Annotated in this window: 20 protein-coding genes and 1 pseudogene; 16 read left to right on the top strand and 5 right to left on the bottom strand. The window is 63.2% G+C overall.

The window, feature by feature from the left end:
- Nucleotides 1-6 precede the first annotated feature (6 nt).
- Nucleotides 7-957 (bottom strand): DUF3137 domain-containing protein, encoded by a 951-nt coding sequence (locus tag FJ490_RS18660; RefSeq protein ID WP_181165215.1) that lies wholly within the window; start codon nucleotides 955-957, stop codon nucleotides 7-9.
- Between the two features lie 182 nt (nucleotides 958-1,139).
- Nucleotides 1,140-2,168: a CapA family protein gene (locus FJ490_RS18655; RefSeq protein WP_140728556.1), complete on the bottom strand. Its 1,029-nt coding sequence runs from the start codon at nucleotides 2,166-2,168 to the stop codon at nucleotides 1,140-1,142.
- 141 nt (nucleotides 2,169-2,309) lie between these two features.
- Between FJ490_RS18655 and FJ490_RS18650 the strand changes: the two genes are divergently transcribed.
- From FJ490_RS18650 to FJ490_RS18610, 9 genes and pseudogenes are all read left to right on the top strand, one after another.
- Entirely contained in the window at nucleotides 2,310-3,563 is a 1,254-nt protein-coding gene (locus tag FJ490_RS18650; protein WP_140686097.1) for a hypothetical protein, read from the top strand.
- A gap of 618 nt (nucleotides 3,564-4,181) precedes the next feature.
- On the top strand, nucleotides 4,182-5,840 hold the full coding sequence (locus tag FJ490_RS18645; RefSeq protein ID WP_140495989.1) for a DUF2778 domain-containing protein: 1,659 nt from the start codon (nucleotides 4,182-4,184) through the stop codon (nucleotides 5,838-5,840).
- A 127-nt stretch (nucleotides 5,841-5,967) separates the two neighbouring features.
- Nucleotides 5,968-9,129, top strand: coding sequence for an excinuclease ABC subunit UvrB (gene uvrB, locus FJ490_RS18640; RefSeq protein WP_140556061.1), 3,162 nt, complete (start codon nucleotides 5,968-5,970; stop codon nucleotides 9,127-9,129).
- Between the two features lie 416 nt (nucleotides 9,130-9,545).
- Nucleotides 9,546-11,072 carry an ABC-F family ATP-binding cassette domain-containing protein gene (locus tag FJ490_RS18635; RefSeq protein WP_140728555.1) on the top strand — a complete coding sequence of 509 codons (1,527 nt, stop codon included), beginning with the start codon at nucleotides 9,546-9,548 and terminating at the stop codon, nucleotides 11,070-11,072.
- Nucleotides 11,073-11,136: 64 nt separating this feature from the next.
- Nucleotides 11,137-11,414, top strand: a pseudogene (locus FJ490_RS18630) (type II toxin-antitoxin system RelE/ParE family toxin).
- Nucleotides 11,415-11,441: 27 nt separating this feature from the next.
- Nucleotides 11,442-11,750 (top strand): HigA family addiction module antitoxin, encoded by a 309-nt coding sequence (locus tag FJ490_RS18625; RefSeq protein WP_140495992.1) that lies wholly within the window; start codon nucleotides 11,442-11,444, stop codon nucleotides 11,748-11,750.
- Between the two features lie 129 nt (nucleotides 11,751-11,879).
- Nucleotides 11,880-12,062: a hypothetical protein gene (locus tag FJ490_RS18620; protein WP_140556066.1), complete on the top strand. Its 183-nt coding sequence runs from the start codon at nucleotides 11,880-11,882 to the stop codon at nucleotides 12,060-12,062.
- Nucleotides 12,063-12,215: 153 nt separating this feature from the next.
- Nucleotides 12,216-12,641, top strand: coding sequence for a glyoxalase/bleomycin resistance/extradiol dioxygenase family protein (locus FJ490_RS18615; RefSeq protein ID WP_140495994.1), 426 nt, complete (start codon nucleotides 12,216-12,218; stop codon nucleotides 12,639-12,641).
- 113 nt (nucleotides 12,642-12,754) lie between these two features.
- Nucleotides 12,755-13,108 (top strand): DUF1428 domain-containing protein, encoded by a 354-nt coding sequence (locus FJ490_RS18610; RefSeq protein WP_140624138.1) that lies wholly within the window; start codon nucleotides 12,755-12,757, stop codon nucleotides 13,106-13,108.
- Nucleotides 13,109-13,159: 51 nt separating this feature from the next.
- On the opposite strand, the gene FJ490_RS18605 is transcribed toward FJ490_RS18610, so the two are convergent.
- Nucleotides 13,160-14,794 carry a tetratricopeptide repeat-containing sulfotransferase family protein gene (locus tag FJ490_RS18605; protein WP_140624140.1) on the bottom strand — a complete coding sequence of 545 codons (1,635 nt, stop codon included), beginning with the start codon at nucleotides 14,792-14,794 and terminating at the stop codon, nucleotides 13,160-13,162.
- A gap of 187 nt (nucleotides 14,795-14,981) precedes the next feature.
- Nucleotides 14,982-15,206, bottom strand: coding sequence for a hypothetical protein (locus tag FJ490_RS18600; protein WP_140495997.1), 225 nt, complete (start codon nucleotides 15,204-15,206; stop codon nucleotides 14,982-14,984).
- 323 nt (nucleotides 15,207-15,529) lie between these two features.
- On the opposite strand from FJ490_RS18600, the gene FJ490_RS18595 reads away from it, so the two are divergent.
- The 5 genes from FJ490_RS18595 (at nucleotide 15,530) to FJ490_RS18580 (ending at nucleotide 16,946) form a co-directional block, all read left to right on the top strand.
- Nucleotides 15,530-15,736 (top strand): cold-shock protein, encoded by a 207-nt coding sequence (locus FJ490_RS18595; RefSeq protein ID WP_140495998.1) that lies wholly within the window; start codon nucleotides 15,530-15,532, stop codon nucleotides 15,734-15,736.
- A 168-nt stretch (nucleotides 15,737-15,904) separates the two neighbouring features.
- Entirely contained in the window at nucleotides 15,905-16,174 is a 270-nt protein-coding gene (locus FJ490_RS18590; RefSeq protein WP_140495999.1) for a hypothetical protein, read from the top strand.
- Nucleotides 16,171-16,452 carry a hypothetical protein gene (locus tag FJ490_RS18585; RefSeq protein WP_140496000.1) on the top strand — a complete coding sequence of 94 codons (282 nt, stop codon included), beginning with the start codon at nucleotides 16,171-16,173 and terminating at the stop codon, nucleotides 16,450-16,452. The genes FJ490_RS18590 and FJ490_RS18585 overlap by 4 nt, the downstream gene beginning before the upstream one ends.
- A gap of 42 nt (nucleotides 16,453-16,494) precedes the next feature.
- Complete coding sequence (locus FJ490_RS32730) at nucleotides 16,495-16,632, top strand: hypothetical protein (protein WP_181165218.1); 138 nt, start codon at nucleotides 16,495-16,497, stop codon at nucleotides 16,630-16,632.
- Between the two features lie 89 nt (nucleotides 16,633-16,721).
- Nucleotides 16,722-16,946, top strand: coding sequence for a hypothetical protein (locus FJ490_RS18580; RefSeq protein WP_140496001.1), 225 nt, complete (start codon nucleotides 16,722-16,724; stop codon nucleotides 16,944-16,946).
- Between the two features lie 77 nt (nucleotides 16,947-17,023).
- Here FJ490_RS18580 and FJ490_RS18575 read toward each other — a convergent pair whose 3' ends face one another.
- The gene (locus FJ490_RS18575) at nucleotides 17,024-17,428 is read right to left on the bottom strand and encodes a Kazal-type serine protease inhibitor (RefSeq protein WP_140496002.1); all 405 of its coding nucleotides are present in this window, start codon (nucleotides 17,426-17,428) and stop codon (nucleotides 17,024-17,026) included.
- A 581-nt stretch (nucleotides 17,429-18,009) separates the two neighbouring features.
- On the opposite strand from FJ490_RS18575, the gene FJ490_RS18570 reads away from it, so the two are divergent.
- Both FJ490_RS18570 and FJ490_RS18565 read left to right on the top strand, forming a co-directional pair.
- Nucleotides 18,010-18,222, top strand: a complete 213-nt coding sequence (locus FJ490_RS18570; RefSeq protein ID WP_006202520.1) for a cold-shock protein — start codon at nucleotides 18,010-18,012, stop codon at nucleotides 18,220-18,222.
- A 322-nt stretch (nucleotides 18,223-18,544) separates the two neighbouring features.
- Nucleotides 18,545-18,757: a cold-shock protein gene (locus FJ490_RS18565; RefSeq protein ID WP_006202521.1), complete on the top strand. Its 213-nt coding sequence runs from the start codon at nucleotides 18,545-18,547 to the stop codon at nucleotides 18,755-18,757.
- Nucleotides 18,758-18,870 lie beyond the last annotated feature (113 nt).

The raw sequence follows: 18,870 nt of genomic DNA, 5'->3' as shown, positions 1-18,870 counted from the left end.
GGCTGATCAAGCCGCTTCGTCCCTGGCGCCGATCTTGCGCACCAGCGCTGCCGTCGCCAGCATCGCGCCCATATCCGATATCATCGGCGCGACATGGGTCTGGTAGTCCAGTGGCACCGAAATGGCGGGCAATTCGAAGAAATTCTTCGCCTGCGGCAGGAGCAGAAAACCGTCGCTGCCGTTGAGGGCCACGCGCGCCGGTTCCTCCGGCCAGGTTTCGCCCAGCCATTTCAGCGCTTGCGCCAACCGGCCGCTCACCAATGGCTGCGCCGCCTCGGCATTGTCGGTGCGGAACTCATAGGCGGCATCGAGTTCCGGCACGCCGGATGACAGTTCCTGCATCTTGCTGGCGAACATGCCACGGAAGAAGCCGACGACGGCATTGGTCCGCCGCGTCGCCACCAGGATTCCCGGCAACGGTTCAATGGCTTCGAAGGCGACGATCACGCCTTTGAAAGCCGTCGATGAGCCCTTGCCTGTCCCTTCCCGCAGTTCCGCTTCGTAGAGCTCGAACGAAAACTCTTCGTAGCGGCCGGAAACGACATCGTCGAACGACTCCCGGTTGAACGGCCCGACCGCCTCGCGCGGCAGCCGGTCGAAGGAATTTGGCCGCCCGCCATGCGCGTAGCGCACGTCGCGGATGAAGCCGAAGATGATGGGCAGCAGTGTTTGGCGAAATGATTGCTGCAGCCGCGTCGCCGGCTTCATCGCCTGGAAATAAAGCAGGATCGAAGCTGCGAAACCGACGACATAGAGGAACACATGCGGCGTCGAGAACCATTGCTCGTTGGGATCGGCGACCTTGTTGAACAGCCAGGCGATCAGCACCACCGTCGCCAGCACCAAACCGACCAACAGCGGCACCCGCCAGCGTACCTGCCGCACCACGGAGGCCCGCGCCGCTTCATAAGCCTCGATGTTTTTCCGGATGCCGGCAACCACGGCGTCGCCAGGCATGAAATCCGCTGTTTCCACCGCCACCCCCGCTTGCCTGGACCGGTTCATGATAGCCGGTTTTGTCTGAAGTATCGACTGTAGCGCCTCTTCAACAGATGCTTGCGCCGCCTCTTCATTCGCCAATCATCAGCGCTTGGAAAAGCGCCGACATGGCGATCTTGGCCAATGTCCACCACCTGTAGTTACGGAAAGACAGCGCTCAACCGCCTTTGCACCTTGTCACGCATGCGGCCCTCCAATCCTTCCACCGGCGCCAGCCGCTCATGATCCCCGGCGCGCAGCCGCACAAAGGGATGTATCCGGTAGGAAATGACTGACCCCCGCGTTCCCGCATCGGCGCTGACGTCGGCGACAAGAATCCCGCCAATGCGTCCCGGCCAAGGCTGGCGGATAAGGGCGGTTCCGAGGAAATCGCCAAGTCCATAGGCGACAATCGTATCGCCGATCCGCTCCACCGGCTGCACGACATGGGCGTGGTGGCCGGCGATCAGCCCGACGCCCTGCCCTGCCAGGCGCCTCGCCAGTCTCCGCGTTTCGGCGCGCGGAAAGTGGCGGAACTCCCAATCCCAATGCGGCACGGCGCAGAGGAGATCGAACCCGTCACCTCGCAGGTGGGCAATATCGCCGGCCATCGAAACGCGGCCGGCGAACAGGTCCTCGCCCGCATTGCGCCACAGCGTGAAGGCGGCGAACCCGACAGTCAGCGGCCCGACTTCGACAGGCTGCACCGGGCTGTTGCCGGCGAGGCCAATAGTGCCGATACCGAGCCGCTTCAGCGCCGCCACGGTCTCATCGAAACCGGCGACGCCCTGGTCGAGCACATGGTTGTTGGCCAGCGACAGCACCAGTCTTTCACGCGAGATGCCGACTGCCGCCAACGCGTCGCCGAGAAAGCGCTCGCTCATCGCGTGATGTGTGCCGAGCCTGGTGCCGAGCACGGCGCTTGGCTTGTCCACGATCGGGCTTTCGCAATTGCCGATCACCAGGTCGGCCGCGCCAAGCAGCGTCGTGATCACCGGATCACAGTCGGGCGCGCTGCGGTTGGCCACCGCCGAAATGTCACCGACGAAGGCGAGCCGCACCGTCTGCCTCGGTGCCGGATCCATGATTGTCCCGGCCATCGCCGCGAAGCCCTGTGCGTCGCCGGCCAGCGACGGTTTCAGGAATCGCGGCAGCCACGACAGTTTGTAGGAGAGCGGATAGTTCGACACGCGATGTCCAATCGTTTGCCCTGTGTAGACCGTCCGCCGGGCGCGTTGAAGCCAGCCAATGACAATCATGCGTCAGGGCCGGCAGACGCGGCATTGCAAATGCGTGTATGATTGCCAGCACGACGCGCATGGGAGGGGGAAATGACACCATTGGCAAGTCTGCTGGCATTGGCACTTGCTCTGGTTCTGCCGATGTCTTCGGCCCAGGCCGCCATGCCCGAAGCCGCGACCGCTCTGTTCGAGGCCAAAACCGTGACCGCGCGCGACACGGCGCTCTCGACGCTGGAGACCGCCGCAGCCAAAGATGCAGCATCAGCCTATGCCGCCGGCGCCGGCGAATTCTTCAGCGCGCTGGAATTGCTGGCCAGCGGCCTGCACCGCCACGGCTTCGAGAGCCCGCGATCCTTCATGCTGCCGCTGATGCGGCTGCCTGTGCCGGAAAACCCGAACCCCGAACCGCTGACCTACGAACAGTTCCGCGTCATATTGGTCGCCTTCCGCAACCGGCTCGAGAAATCCGCAGCCACGCTGGGCTCGGTGCCTGCCGATGCCGATATCGGCATTGTCATCGACCTCACCCAGGTCGGTATCGACCTCGACGAGGACGGCACGATCGCGCCGGACGAAAGCATGGCCGCCATAATGGCCTCGCTGTCGCGCGGCGTGGCGCCCGACGATGCCGCGCCTGCGCTCACCTTCCGCTTCGACCGCGCCGACGGTTATTGGCTGCAGGGCTATGCCGAGTTCCTGATGGCGCAGGCCGATTTCTGGCTGGCGCATGATTTCAGGAGCACGTTCGACGGTTCCTTCCACATGCTCTTCCCGCGCGCAAAACTGCCGTTGCAGGACATCCTCGTTCCGCCGGCTGGCGACATGGGCAGCAGCATCTTCTCCTCGGAATGGCGCATCGCCGATTTCATCTCGCTGGTGCATCTTGTCAACTGGCCGGTGGTCGAGCCCGAGCGGCGGCAGGCGGCGCGCCGTCACCTGCTGGAGATGATCCGGCTGTCGCGCGAGGACTGGAAGGCGATCCGCGCCGAGACCGACAATGACCGCGAATGGCTGCCGGGACCGCAACAGAAGGGCGAAAACCCGCTCACCGGCCTCGAAGTCGGAGAGCAGCAGGTCGCGGCCTGGCTCGCCACCTTGACCATGGCCGAGGACCTGCTCGAAGGCCGCGTGCTGCTGCCGCATTTCCGCATCACCGGCAAGGGCATCAACATGAAGCGCTTCTTCGACGAGCCGAAACCCTTCGACCTGGTGCTGTCGATCACCGGCCCGGCCATCGCGCCCTATCTCGAAAGCGGCAGGATCCTGACCAGCGACGATTTCGACCAGATCCAGAGCGAGTTCGGCGGCGGTGGCTTCCTGACGTTTGCGCTGTGGTTCAACTGAGGGCCCAAGAGGGCTGCGTTCCTGGGCGGTCAGCGCCAGCCCCCCACCCGGACCTGCGGTCCAACCTCCCCACAAGGGGGAGGCAGAAGCTCCATTGCAAACCCTAGAAAATCGCGCCTTGGTACAGCACCGCTTCCGCCTCCTCCGGCGCGAACCGCCGCGCCAACACGGTGGCCGATCAATGGTCGCCGCGAAACCGCGGTACGGGCCGGTTATCTGCTGCGGGCGGATAGCAGTTTTGGGGCGACGCACTGGGCCTTCTCGGGAGTACGGAATGACACGCGCCACCGTCGCGGCCCCGCTGAAACGGCCATTCGCTTCAATTAGCAAGAGCTGTTTTGCTTGACTCGGCCGTTAAAAGCAGGCAGCAAAATACTCTTGGAAGGGCTGCAATACCGCGTTCATGGTCGTGGACGAGCCTTTTTTGGCACAAAGTCCACGTCTCTCGGTTGGTTTTGAGAGGGATTGGTTAACCAACTTTGTCCATATTTTGAAGCAATCGGCAACCAAAGACAGGCGCGGCAAACGCGTCGGGGACCACCTGGGATCACTCACAGAATGGTCGTCGCGGCTATCACAGCCGCGGACGTGGGAGCCGATTGGAGCAAGATTGGTTGAATGGCGTTCTTGAGTAAGAAAATTGTCGGGGACAGGCGTTGGGACGGCGAAGCTGCCGACAACGCGTCACGTGCCTCATCCTTCAACTCTAAGCGGATCGTCCGCTGGGTCGCGGTGCCCGGCGTCAGCGCTGCCGTTGGCCTGTGGCTGGTCGGGACAATGGCTGGTCTGAGCTCCGTCGGCGCTTCGCTGTCGTCGACGTCGAGCGTCCTGCCGCAGAGGCTGGCCATGCCGGGCTCGCTCGCTCTTGCCGATCCGCTGAAACAGCATTTCCTGATGCCCGCTGCGCCATTCGCACTGGCCAACGCCGATGGCGGCACGCAGGCGCTGCAGAACCACGCCGTGCAATGCGGCTCCGGATGCTTCAGGCTGGCCGCGCTCGCTCCTCGAGCGGAAAAGTCGGCGCGCCTCGTGGCCGCGTCCACGGCACACCCGGTCCCGGTCGCCAAGACGACCTCGCAGGAGCGCTTCGAGCGCATGGAAGCATCTCTCTCGCCAAGCAAGCTCGCCGCCGCCTTCGCCAACGCGGCCAAGCCCGTGGCCACGGCCGGCGCACCCGCCCGTCCTATCATCTCGACCTCCGCTCCACAGGTCGCCGAGGCATCGCTGGTGCCGGGCGCCAAGCTCGTCGCCAGCCTGTCTGAAGACTTGCCGGCACCCGCGGCGGAGCGCTTCGCCCGGATCGACACCGGCTCGGTGGTTGTCCAGACAGCGCCGCAGCCGATGCATTTTGCCCAGCCGGATGCCGGCACGCCGGACAATTCGCAACTGGCCCTCGCGCTTGCCCGCTCGCTGCCTGTCGAGGACGAGGCATTCGCCTCGCCATTGCCGATGACGGACTCTTCGGCCGATGTCGCGGTTTCGCCTGTCGAAACCCAGCAGGAACAGCCGGGCGATGCCGCGGCCTTGCCCGACGCGCTCACCGATGACGTGCCGCTGCCGACCCGTCGGCCGCAATTCGACGCGCCGGAGCCGTTGAAGTCCGTGGAGCAGGAAAAGCCGACTCAACAGCCCAAGGTCGTGCAGCAGAAGCCGGCACCTCAGACAAAGCCGGTCCAGCAAGCCCAGCCGGCAAAGCCGATCCAGCAAGCCCAGCCGGCAAAGCCGGCCCGGCAGGGCCGGCCGGCGGATGGCGGCGACGCGTTGGCCTATGCAAAGCCAGACACGCCTTCGGGCGGCCTCGGCCAGGCGTTCAGGAACCTGTTCAACGCGCCGGGCGGCTCCAGGAGCGGAGCCGGCAGCGGTGTCGCCATCTATGACATCAGCGCCAAGACCGTCTACATGCCCGACGGTTCGAGGCTCGAAGCGCATTCGGGCATCGGCGCCATGGCGGACCAGCCGCGCTATGCCGATCAGAAGAACCGCGGACCGACACCGCCCAACACCTACAATCTGTCCTTGCGCGAGTCGCGCTTTCATGGTGTCGAGGCTTTGCGTCTGACACCCGTCGATGGCCGCAATAAATACAACCGCGACGGGCTGCTGGCCCACACCTACCTGCTTCGGGGCCGCTACGCACAGTCCAGTGGATGCGTCGCCTTCAAGGACTATGCGCGCTTCCTCGCCGCCTTCAAGAAGGGCAAAATCAAGCGCCTCGTCGTGGTGCCGCGCCTGAACGGATCGCCGACACGCGTGGCGGACAACGCACGCGGCGCCTGACCGCAATAGGCAGGCATCACCGGCACTTGCCTCCTCCTGACAGCCTTCTGTCAGGAGCTGCATCTGGAGATGCGCCTCGGCTGATCGCGCTCTTTCCATTTTCGCCAAGACCTCCCATATTCCGGCCATGGTCAAATCCACCGAAAAGAGAACGCCGTCGACGGCGAATGACGACCGCGCCGCGCCCAAGCGGCGCAGCCCGCTGACCGATTTCCTCGACGCCTCGGAACCGCTGCACAAAGGCGGCTTCGCCGAGATGCCGCAGCCCGAACTGTCGGGCACGCCGCTCACCGGTTCGGTCGCGGACTGGGCCGAGCAGATCGAGCAGGAAGCCGAACGCGAAGGGCGCCAGGCCGGCAAGGACGGCGGCAAGTCGCCGAAGCCGTCGAAGAAGATCCCCGAGCGCTCCGCAGCGCCCGGGCGCACGGCGCGTGGCACCTCGATGGGCGGCGCGGCGACAGCCCGCGAGCGCGCGGCGGCCGGCCTCAATCCCGTCGCCGGCCTCGACGTCTCGCTCGAGGAAGCCGAGACGATGACGTCGAGCGGCGTCACCGCGACGGTGGCGGCTCTCTCGGCATTGATTGAATCCGGCAATCCGCTGCACAAGGACGGCGTGCTGTGGACGCCGCACCGGCCTGCCCGGCCGGAAAAGTCCGAGGGCGGGATCATCATCAAGATGGTGTCGGATTTCGAGCCGGCCGGCGACCAGCCGACCGCCATCAAGGACTTGGTCGAGGGCGTCCAAAACAACGACCGCACGCAGGTGCTGCTCGGCGTCACCGGCTCGGGCAAGACCTTCACCATGGCCAAGGTGATCGAGGAGACGCAGCGTCCCGCCTTGATCCTGGCGCCGAACAAGACGCTGGCGGCGCAGCTTTATTCCGAGTTCAAGAAATTCTTCCCGGACAATGCGGTGGAGTATTTCGTCTCCTACTACGACTATTACCAGCCGGAAGCCTACGTTCCGCGCACCGACACCTTCATCGAGAAGGAATCCTCCATCAACGAGCAGATCGACCGCATGCGCCACTCGGCGACGCGCTCGCTGCTCGAACGCGACGACGTCATCATCGTCGCTTCGGTCTCCTGCATCTACGGTATCGGCTCGGTCGAGACCTATACGGCTATGACCTTCCAGATGCAGATCGGCGACCGGCTCGACCAGCGCGCTCTGCTCGCCGACCTCGTCGCCCAGCAATACAAGCGCCAGGACATCAATTTCGTGCGCGGCTCGTTCCGCGTGCGCGGCGACACGATCGAGATCTTCCCGGCCCACCTTGAGGATCGCGCCTGGCGCATCTCCATGTTCGGCGACGAAATCGAGGCGATCACCGAATTCGACCCGCTGACCGGCCAGAAGACGGGCGAGCTGAAAAGCGTCAAGATCTACGCCAATTCGCATTATGTGACGCCGCGCCCGACGCTGAACCAGGCCATCAAGTCGATCAAGGAAGAGCTCAAGCACCGTCTGGTCGAGCTCGAGCGCGCCGGCCGCCTGCTGGAGGCGCAGCGTCTGGAACAGCGCACCCGCTTCGACCTGGAAATGCTGGAAGCCACCGGCTCCTGCGCCGGTATCGAGAACTATTCGCGCTATCTCACCGGCCGCCAGCCGGGCGATCCGCCGCCGACCCTGTTCGAATATATTCCCGACAACGCGCTGGTCTTCATCGACGAAAGCCACGTCACCGTGCCGCAGATCGGCGGCATGTATCGCGGCGACTTCAGGCGCAAGGCGACGCTTGCCGAATACGGCTTCCGCCTGCCTTCCTGCATGGACAACCGGCCGCTGCGCTTCGAGGAATGGGACGCCATGCGCCCGCTCTCGGTCGCTGTCTCGGCAACCCCCGGCGGCTGGGAGATGGAGCAGTCCGGCGGCGTGTTCGCCGAGCAGGTCATCCGACCGACCGGCCTGATCGACCCGCCGGTCGAGGTGCGCCCGGCCAAGACCCAGGTCGACGACGTCGTCGGGGAGATCCGGGAGACGACCAAGGCCGGCTACCGCACGCTGGTCACCGTGCTGACCAAGCGCATGGCCGAGGACCTCACCGAATATCTGCACGAGCAAGGCGTGCGCGTGCGCTACATGCACTCCGACATCGACACGCTGGAGCGTATCGAAATCCTGCGCGATTTGCGCCTCGGCGCCTTCGACGTGCTGGTCGGCATCAACCTTTTGCGCGAAGGCCTCGACATCCCCGAATGCGGCTTCGTCGCCATACTCGACGCCGACAAGGAAGGTTTTTTGCGCTCGGAGACGTCGCTGATCCAGACCATCGGCCGCGCCGCCCGCAATGTCGATGGCAAGGTCATCCTCTATGCCGACCAGGTCACCGGCTCGATGGAACGCGCCATGGCCGAGACCAATCGCCGTCGCGAAAAGCAGATGGAGTGGAACGCCGCCAACGGCATCACGCCGGAATCGGTCAAGTCGCGCATCTCCGACATTCTGGATTCGGTCTACGAGAAGGACCATGTCCGCGCCGACATCTCACAGTTCACCGACAGCGCCGGCGCCATGATGGGCAACAACCTCAAGGCCCATCTGGACGCGCTGGAGAAGCAGATGCGCGACGCCGCCGCCAACCTCGATTTCGAGAAGGCGGCCCGCATTCGCGACGAGATCAAGCGGCTGCGTGAGATGGAGATGTCGATCTCCGACGATCCGCTGGCCAAATACGCCGATATGGAAAGCCCGGTCTCGGGCCGCGAAAAAGGCAAGCACAACAAGGGCGTGGCCAGGCATCGTACATCGGAGGAACAGGAGCGTTTCCGCAGGCTCGACGAAGCACGCGCAGCCGAAGAGGCAGCCAAGGCTGCCCGGCCCAATCTCTTCCGCAAGCCCGATCTCGACGAGATGGGTGCCGACGGCGCGGTGCCGGTGAAGAAGCCCCTCTTCGCCAAACCATCGATCGACGACATGGGCCCAGGCACCGACATGCCGACGCCGGCCGGTGCGGTGTCGCGCTCGCTGTTCAAGAAACAATCGGCGTCCGAAGCACACGGCTCGGATTTCGGCATTCCCGGCGAGCCGACCAAACCGCTGTTCAAGAAAAACTCTCTCGACGAGATGACCGTGCGCCGCACCGAGAAACCGGTCGAGGGAAAAGTGCCGGCGAAGCCTCAGCCGATCTCTCCCGTTGTTGGGGCCGGCAGGACAGACGGGGGCGCGAAGGAACGCGAGGACAAACCAATCGTGCGCCAACGCGCCGGCATTGGTTCTTATGAAGACCCCGGCGACGCCCGCCGCGAAAAGCGCCGGCCCGCGAAGACAGGACGGCCCGGAAAGTAGTTCGTTCGAAATGCCGGCGGGACGGCGCCCCCTCTGTCCTGCCCGTCCTCCGCAGCAGCTGCGCTGCAGCTGCGGAGGGTGGACCGGACATCTCCCCCACGAGTGGGGAGATTGGCAGCTTCAGCGCCCCGCTCGACACTACCCTCCTCTTGCCCAGCGCATGACCTTTGGTGTACTCAGTCCCCACACCCAAACGTCTTGAAAGGAGGGCTGCGTGTTTATCGATCACCATCGTCAGCGTGGCCCGATTTCCGCCCTGCGAGCTTGCTTGCAGGGCTGACCAGGGACGGTCCGGGTTTTTCCCGCTTCGATTTTTTGGTCTGCCCTTCGTGGTGCGCATTGCCGAGCCTGATGGCCGCTTGCGCACTGACAAAGTGCATTGAGCCGGACTTTCCGGATAGACCAGAGAAATCGACATGGCCCTGATCAGCCTCAAATCCCTCGGCGTCACGATGAGTGCGCCGCTCTTTTCCAATCTCGACCTCACCATCGGCAGCGGCGACCGGCTCGGCATCGTTGCCGCCAACGGTCGCGGCAAGTCGACCTTGCTCAAATGCCTGGCCGGCGAGATGGAGCCGACCTCCGGCGACATTAGCCGCACGCGCGGCTTGCGCGTCGGCCATGTCGAGCAGTCCGTTTCCCCTACCCTGCTTGGCCGCAGCTTTCATCAGGTAGTGGCTGACGCTTTGCCGCCCGAGCAAGCCGAAAGCGAACTATGGCGTGTCGATGTGGTGCTGGATTCGCTCGACGTTCCTGAGGCGATGCGCGAGCGAGAGATGCAGGCGCTGAGCGGCGGCTGGCAGAGGCTGGCACTGATCGCGCGTGTCTGGGTCACCGATCCCGACATGCTGCTGCTCGACGAACCGACCAACCATCTCGACCTTGCCCGCATTAGCCAGCTCGAAACTTGGCTGAACGCGCTACCGCGAGAGGTGCCGGTGGTGATCGCCAGCCACGACCGCGCCTTCCTCGACGCCGCCACCAACCGCACGTTGTTCCTGCGCCCGGACCAGTCGCCGGTGTTTTCCCTTCCCTACTCCCACGCCCGGCAGGCCCTCGATGAGGTCGATGCCTCGACCGAGCGAAAATTCCAGCGCGACATGAAGGCGGCGCAGCAATTGCGCCGCCAGGCCGCCAAGCTCAACAATATCGGCATCAATTCGGGCAGCGACCTACTCACGGTCAAGACCAAGCAGCTCAAGCAGCGCGCGGAGCGACTTGAGGACGCGGCGGCCCCGGCGCATCACGAGAAATCGGCGGGGGCGATCCGGCTGGCCAATCGCGGCACGCACGCCAAGGTGCTGATCACGCTCGACGACGCGGCGGTGGAAACGCCCGACGGCACGCTCTTGTTCAGGACCGGCAAGCGCCACATCTGCCAGGGCGACCGCATCGTGCTGCTTGGCCGCAACGGCGTCGGCAAGTCGCGCTTCGTCACGCTGATCCGCAACGCCATTATCGAACCCGACACGGTTCAGAACGTGAAGGTGACGCCGTCGACGGTGCTCGGCTACAGCGATCAGGCGCTGTCCGGCATCGGCGGCGACGATACGCCACTGGCGATGGTGTCGCGCCGTTGCGATGTCGGCGAACAGCGCGCCCGCTCTCTGCTTGCCGGCGCCGGCGTCGGCATCGAGATGCAGGAGCGCAGGATCAGTGTGCTGTCCGGCGGCCAGAAGGCGCGGCTGATGATGCTGGCGCTGAGGCTCGCCAATCCGAATTTTTATCTGCTCGACGAGCCGACCAACCATCTCGACATCGACGGCCAGGAAGCGCTGGAGGAGGAATTGCTCAAGCACCAGGCAAGTTGCGTGCTCGCCTCGCACGATCGCTCCTTCATCCGTGCCATCGGCAACCGCTTCTGGCTGATCGAGAGGCGGCGGCTGACCGAAGTCGACGATCCCGAGGAGTTCTTCCGCTCAGTGGCTGAAGGGGCGGGATAGATCGGATTGTAAATTATCCGCTTACAGGTCCTTGAATCTTGTAAGCGATCTGTTTACATACGTCATGATCAAGTCTTTCAGGAACAAGGCCCTGTCAGAGCTCTTTCAAACCGGGAAAACCGGCAAGATCGACGCCAAGATGCACAAGCGCATCTTGTCCGGCTTGACCGCCTGGAAGCTTCAGAAAAGCCGGAGGAGATGAACCTTCCTGGCTTTGCCTTCCATGCGCTGAGAGGCTTCGATCCCATCCGTTACACGGTCCACGTCAACGGCCCGTGGTGCATCACGTTTGAATTCGACGGCAAGGACGCCGCCCGCGTCGATTTCGAGCAATACCACTGAGGCGGCCAGATTGGAGAAGTTCGACCAATGAGCGTGCACGAGCCGACGCGTCCTATCGAGCTCTGTCCCTCCCACCCGGGAGCGCTGCTTGAGGACATTATCCCGGCAACTGGAAAGACCAAGGTGGAAATTGCAAACCTGCTCGGCATCTCCCGGCAGCAGCTCTATGACATCATCCGCGAAAAGAAGCCGGTTTCACCGGCTGTAGCCGCCCGCCTTGGGAAGCTGTTCGGCGACGGGGCCGCGATCTGGCTTCGCATGCAGGCAGCTTTCGATGCCTGGCATGCCGAACGTGAGGTGGATGTTTCGGCTATTCCGACGCTCAAGGTTGCGTAGGCCGTGGCGCTCGAATGAGAAATTAAACGCTGCGAGAAAAAAAACGACGACCTGTCGGATCGCCTGAACCTGCCTCGTCCTTGGGATGCCGACACGATGATGCCGGCGCCAACCCAGGGAGAATGCATCATGTCCGTCCTTTCCTCCATCGGCCGCATCGCAACCCGATATGCGGCGGCGCGTGCCCGCCATCGTAGCGAGCGCATCCTGCTTTCGCTCCCCGCCGAACTGCGCAAGGACGTTGGCTTTCCGGAGCTCTTCGACGCGCAGAACAGCCGCCGCTCAGCCGCCGTCTCGGCCAAGGTCATATGAGCGGCCGAGCCATGCGTCTATCGCTTGAGTTCTCCGGTCGCCCGGCCAGTCCGGGCCCGGCCCTCGAGAAAAATTTCAAGCCCATGTAGGACCGCCGTCACCTCGCGCGTCCTATGTCCGCAAGGCCAAATCAAACGTGAAGAGGAACACGCAATGACCGACCAGACCCCTGTTCAGCCCAAGGCGAAAGTGCTCGGCGGATTGACCCCCTATCTGCAGGTGGACGGCGCCTTCAAGGCTGCCGAATTCTACCAGAAGGCGTTCGGCGCCGAACAGGTCTTTGCCTACCCCGCGGACGAAAAAGGCCGCACGATGCATGTCCACCTCCACATCAACGGCTCGACGCTGATGTTGGGTGACGCCTATCCCGAGCACGGCCACCCGCACCAGGCGCCGCAGGGCTATACGCTCCAGCTTCATCTCGGCAGCGACGAGATCGACGGCTGGTGGCAGCGCGCGGTCGACGCCGGCTGCGAGATCGTGACGCCGCTGCAGGTGATGTTCTGGGGCGACCGCTGGGGCCAGGTGAAGGACCCTTTCGGAGTCGCATGGGCGATGAACGCTCCAGTGGAGCAATAACCGTCGCAATTCGATAGCGGGCGTCAGCACTCTCGGCGAGAAGTGCGCGCCCACCTGCCCCGGGTCGCATCCCTGCCGGCCCGGCGCCGGATGCAGCAAACAAGGAGATTGCCATGTCCTATGTCGACGGTTTCGTGCTTGCCGTGCCAAAGGCAAAACTCGACGATTACAAGAAGCTGGCCAACACCGCCGGCGCCGTCTGGAAGGAACACGGCGCGCTCGCCTATGTCGAGTGCGTCGGCGACGATGTGCCTTATGGCGAGGTCACGTCGTTTCCACGCGCCGTGCAGGCCAAGGACGACGAAGTCGTCGTCTTTTCCTGGATCGTCTACAAATCCAGGCAGGACCGCGACGCGGTCATGGCCAAGGTGATGGCCGATCCACGATTGCAGCCGGATATGTCGACAATGCCGTTCGACGGCAAGCGCATGATCTTCGGCGGATTCCAGACGTTCATGGAATTGTAGGCAACGCACTTGGGCGGAGCGGGAGCGCTCCGCCGGAAATGCCGAGCCGCATTAAGCCAGTCTGTCCAGCAGGGGCTTCAGCCTGTCGCCGTAGCGCTTCCACAGGTCGACCGAGCCTTGATACATCGGCTGGCGCACCTGCGCGGCGGAAGCCGTGCGCACCGGCCGGTCGGTCTGGTGGAACGACAGCACGGCATCGTCCCATGGCAGCCCGAGATAGTTGATCAGCGCCCGGCTCTGGCCTTCCTGGTCGGCGACGAAATCCTCGTAGCGCACATCGTGCACGACGCCAGGCAGCACCTTGTGCCAATGCGCCATGATGTCCGTGTAGAGATTGTGGAAATCGGCGAGTTCGCCCAGATCATAGCCGTAGCGGTGGCTGTCGCCGCGGAAATGCACCTTGTAGATCGAAAGGCAGGTTGCCGCCGCATCGCGGGCGCAATGGATGATCCTGGCCTTTGGCATCATCATGTGGATGAAGCCGACAAGCAGGAAGTTGCCCGGCATCTTGTCGGTGACGTGGCGCATGTGCGGATAGCGGGCATGCAGCATGTCGAGATAGGCGCGTCCCGCCTCGGCAAAATCCGTATCGGGCGCATCCGAAACGCCCCAGGGGAAGCCGCCGGGCATGGTCGCCGGGAACTGCCTGCCGACCGCCGTCTTCAGGATGCCGAGCTCGCCGGCGCCGTAGACCTGCGGATGGCTGGCGATGATCTGCTCGACCAGGGTTGTGCCCGAACGAGGCATGCCGACGACGAAGATCGGCGTATCGTCGGAGATCGCGCTGGGCCTGTGCTTCTGGAAGAAATCCCTGTCGAACACCGTTTTCATAGCCTCGAATTCGGCGCGTGTCCTTTCCGCGTCGTAGTCGATGCCCTTGCGGCGGATGGCATTGCCTTCGGCGAAATAGTCGAAGGCTCTGTTATAATCCTTCAGATCGTCGTTGACCTTGCCGAGGCCGAAGGCAAGCTGCATGCGCGCCAGGCTGTCCGGCAGCGCCTTGGCGTGCTGGGCCTCCATCCCGGTCAATTCGGCATCGCGCTCCTTCTGACGCTTGACCTGCGTCAGCATCAGCCAGGCGCGCGCCATGCCGGGATCGGCCGCCAGCGCCTGCCGGAACAGGTCGGCCGCCTCGTCGAGCTCGCCTTTTTCCATCAACCCGACGCCCAGCCCGTGCAGCAGTTCGGCGTCCTTCGGACGGATCGACAGCGCCTCGCGAAAGACGGCCAGCGCCTCGTCCAGGCGCCCCGCTTCCTGCAAGGTTTCGGCAAGCCCGATGCGGGCGCGGAAATGGAAGGGATTGCGCGCGACCGTGCCGCGATAGATCTCCTCGGCGCCCTCGAACTGCCCAAGCTGTTTCAGTGACGAGCCGAGATTGTCGCGCGCCGCGAGCTGGTCCGGCCGCAGCGCCACCGCGCCGCGGAAGAAGTCGGCGGCCGCCGCGACACGGCCGAGATCGCGCATCACCGTGCCGAGGTTGTTGAGGAAATCCGGATTCTTCGGCTGCAAGCGCACCGATTGCTCGAGGAGACCGAGCCCCTCGGCGCTGCGCCCGGTCTGGTGCAGCAAAAGACCGAGAAAATGCGCAGCCGCCGCATGGTTGACCTTGTGCGTCAGCACTTGCCGATAGAGCGCCTCGGCCTCTTGCCGCCGCCCCGCCTGATGCAGTTGCAGCGCCCTCTGCACATGCTGGTCGAGACTCGACGGCGGCTGTCCGCCCGAGCCGGAGTTGGCGCCAGCACCCGCCGCTCGTCTCTGATCTCTGTTAATGGGAAACCTGCCGTGTTTGTCCGCCTGCCGCGATCTAGGCCATTGGCGCGGCGGGTTCAAGGCTTTGCTTGGTTTCTTGCGCTTGCCATCGGCGCGGACAAGATCAAATCAGCCGGTTGGTCTCAGCCGTCTGCCTGGCGCGCCGAACCGTTCCGTCAGTATCGGCGATCGTCCGCCTTTCAGCCTCGTCGCTTCTGATGGTCAGCCGCGCCGACTTGACGATCATAGGTTTGCCGGTACGCCCGATGGCGACGGCATATGCGGTGGCCGGCCTGATAGGCGGGTTGATCGCTGTGGTATTGCCTCTTGAGCTTCTCGCAGAAACCATGGTTTTTGTCCTTTTTGGAGAAATAAAACGCAAATTTCGGGAGCGGACCCCAAAATGATTTTTTGAGAATTTTTGGAAAATATCACCAAACCATAGCAGAGTTTTTCAAATGGACGCAGCAATCTTTTTCCTTTGGCTTACTTATTTTTCCGAATCTTCTTGAAATCCATGCAAAGTCGAGCTACATATATATAAGCGTTTGGGCCAGAATTGGCATTTCGCGGCGTCAGAGGTTCTCGACCCGCCAATCTCACTCCAAATCATCGATATCGGCAGCGCGGCGCATTTGCTCCGCGACCGTTCTCATTCTTCGAAAGATACCCATGAACACCGGAACCGTGAAATTCTACAATGGCCAGAAGGGTTTTGGCTTCATTCAACCAACCGACGGCGGCAAGGACGTTTTCGTCCACGTCAGCGCATTGGAACGCGCGGGCTTTCCTGGCCTCGCCGAAGGCCAGAAGCTGCAATTCGAGTTGGAGCGTGATGCCAAGGGCCGCGAGTCGGCCGCCAATTTGCAACTGATCTGATCCGGCCGAATTCGATGACCGCTGACCACGGATGTACTGGCAGCTCTCGAAAATGGCTTATTTCCAGCGATTGCCGGAAATAGGAAAGCGGGGCTCGTCCCCGCTTTTTTGCTTTGAGGCTCTCCGCCTCGCATGTCGCCACAGGGCTTAAAACATCAAGGCAGGACAATGCCGGACCGCACGACCCATTCCGTCGCACATTTCATGGCTCCTTTCGTACTCGGCGGGCTGGAAGGGCAACTGCCGGCGGGCGACTACGACATCGATCACGACGAAGAGCTGATGGAGGGCATGTCGCGGCTTGCCTGGCGCCGCGTCGCCACCTTCATCCATTTGCCGGCAAGAGCGGTGAAGAACCCGACCACCAGTCAACTCGTCGCCATCGATTACCTGGACCTCGAAACAGCGCTGAAGCGCGACAGGGAGAATGCAGCATGATCCGTTTCCAGCAGAATGCGCGTCCGCGCACCGACACGCCCTCGCATCTCTTCGCGGTCGGCCAGACCGTGCGCATGAAGAGCCGCACAGGGCTCCTCAACAAGACAACGGAACTGTTCGAGATCAAGAGCAGGCTGCCGGTCAAGGACGGCTCCCCGCAGTACCGCATCCGCAGCGAGCAGGAGACCCACGAGCGGGTCACCACGGAAGACAATCTCGAACCAGCCGACAATCCGATTGGTGACAATCCGACTGTTGGCAACAATCCGGCGGTCTGAGACCCCGGCGCCGCCAGACCACCAGCACGAGGAGCAGACAAGATGGCCAAGGGTCAACAGCGCAGCAACCGCGAAACACGAAAGCCCAAGAAGGACAAGGTGGTGGCCAAGCCCGCCTCCCCGTTCGGCTCGTCGGTCAAGCAGGCCGAGAGCGGCCTGAAGCCGAAATCGAAGAGCTGATCGCGGACGACTTCTTCCGCGCCCATCCCTGCCGCAGAATCTCCTGCCGGAGAATCTCCCTGGCGGAACAACGCATCATGGAGGCGTCCTTGAATTTCGTCATCGAGTTTTACCGATCGCGCGAAGCCGAGGAAGCGACGCTCGACAAGGTGTCGCTGGAAGCCCCTACCCTGCGCGCAGCCTGGCAGGGCGCCACCGCGCTCTTCCATACGCTCGCAATGCCGCAAATCCCCGACCGCGTGCGCATCTGCGATGAGCACGGCAGCGAGCTTTACTCCGGCCCGGCCGACGGCGCCTATCCATCCGCGTTGTGACCGTCACACGTCCCCGAAATTTGTTTTAGACGGCATCCGCGTTTCCCAAAGTACGGAAAAGACGAACACCCGGCCTTTCAGCAGCGGCCCCCGCCAACGATGCGGTAGTCGGCGGCGCGTGCCTCGCAGGCGTTGGGGAAGGTTCGCAACTCTCCGCCGCGCCGGGCGCAGACCGGCGCGTATTCGCGGGTGCAGAAAGTCTGCTCGCCGCCACCCTCGCCGCCGTCACGGCAGGGACCGTCGCGCACGATGCCATAACCCGCCCGGTCGGCAAGACAGGCATTGGCGAAGGTCTGGCGGTCGCCACCGCGCCGGGCGCAGACGGGCTCGTACTGTTTGGTGCAGAATTGCGGTCCCGGCCGCGGCGGCCGTGGCCGCGGTCCCGGGCCGTCGTCGACGACCACTGTACAGGCGGCAAGAACAGCCGACAGGAACAGGACGACAAAACCCTGTCGCGAGAAGATTGCCGCAAGAAACCTCATGATCGTCTCTCCCTCGATCCTCGCCTCGCTGCGTGCCGCTCCAAATACGCAGCTGTTCGGGACAATGATATTCACGAAGCAAAGGCTCAAACCAGTCGCGCTGTTGCGATCCTCCGCATTCCATCGCCGATTGCAACCCTCGTTTGCAGCCGGCTGCTAAAAAGAACGTCGCCTGGATTATCCCGGCGCCTCGCACCGCCAGCCGTCGCCGCCGCTGGCCCATGCGTGACGGGGCTGTGGCCGATGACCCCTCAGGCAACGAGGCCTATTTGCGGCGCGTCGATGCTCGGATTGGTCGATTCATGAGTCGGGACGCGCCCATCGGGGGCGGCCCGCGGCGCTATCTTGCAACCTTCACTTTTCCGTGCGATAAATTCCGTGTTCGGGCATTTGCGACCCGGAGAGCGGAACGTTTTGGACGACCTTTCCCCGATACTGTGAATCTCTGACGGCCCCGTTTTTCGGCGGGGGGTTTGACCATGCGCCAATGCATGACTGCCGAAAGCTACCACCGGGAACTGCCCTCGACGCGAGGTGGCGGGCAGGACCATCAAGACTGAACGGGTGAAGGAGTTTCCCCAATGGCCCAGACCGGCACCGTTAAATTCTTCAACGCGACCAAAGGCTTCGGTTTCATCACGCCCGACGGTGGCGCCAAGGACGTATTCGTCCACATTTCCGCGATCGAGGCCTCGGGCCTGCGCACGCTCGTCGACGGCCAGAAGGTCACCTTCGACGTCGAGCCGGATCGCATGGGCAAAGGCCCCAAGGCCGTCAACCTCCGCGCCGCCTGAGCCATCGGCCAGCAGCACGCCCTTCCTGGCCGTGCGACTGAGGCTCCGAAGCTTGAATGACTTCGGAAGAGGCAAACGAATTTTGAAGGCGCGGCGATTTTCGTCGCGCCTTTTTCATGTCGCAGCGCAGCAAAAATGCTGTCGCCCCAAAGTGGATCCGGTGTCGGGTCAACGACATGCATCATAATGAAAACTTAAAGCGCGACGCGCTTTAAGTGCCCGCAAAACTTTCTCTTGCCGATGACGCTAAAATAAAGGACAAATTTCCATTCGGGCATTTGCCGGCCCGAGACTGGAGTTTATGGGATCAAAGGAGCTTCCCATGCCGCAGACCGGCACCGTCAAATTCTTCAACCATGCCAAAGGGTTCGGCTTCATCACACCGGATGATGGCGCGAAGGATGTCTTCGTTCATATTTCGGCCGTGCAGGCGTCGGGTCTTCCCGGTCTTGAGGATGGGCAGAAAGTGACATTCGACACCGAGCCTGACAAGCGCGGCAAGGGTCCCAAGGCCGTCAACCTGTCGATCGGCTGAGCCTGCTCCGGAACGGCGGCTGTTCTGGCAGGACAGCTTCGCTCCCTGGAGCGTTCGATAGTTGATGCCCGTGCCCTCCGGTCAGGCAAAAATTCGTTCAGCCCCCGTTCAGC

This window comes from Mesorhizobium sp. B2-5-11, assembly GCF_006440835.1.
Taxonomy (GTDB): Bacteria; Pseudomonadota; Alphaproteobacteria; order Rhizobiales; family Rhizobiaceae; genus Mesorhizobium.
Note: the sequence above shows the minus strand (reverse complement) of the source record. Positions and strands in the feature narration are given on the sequence as shown.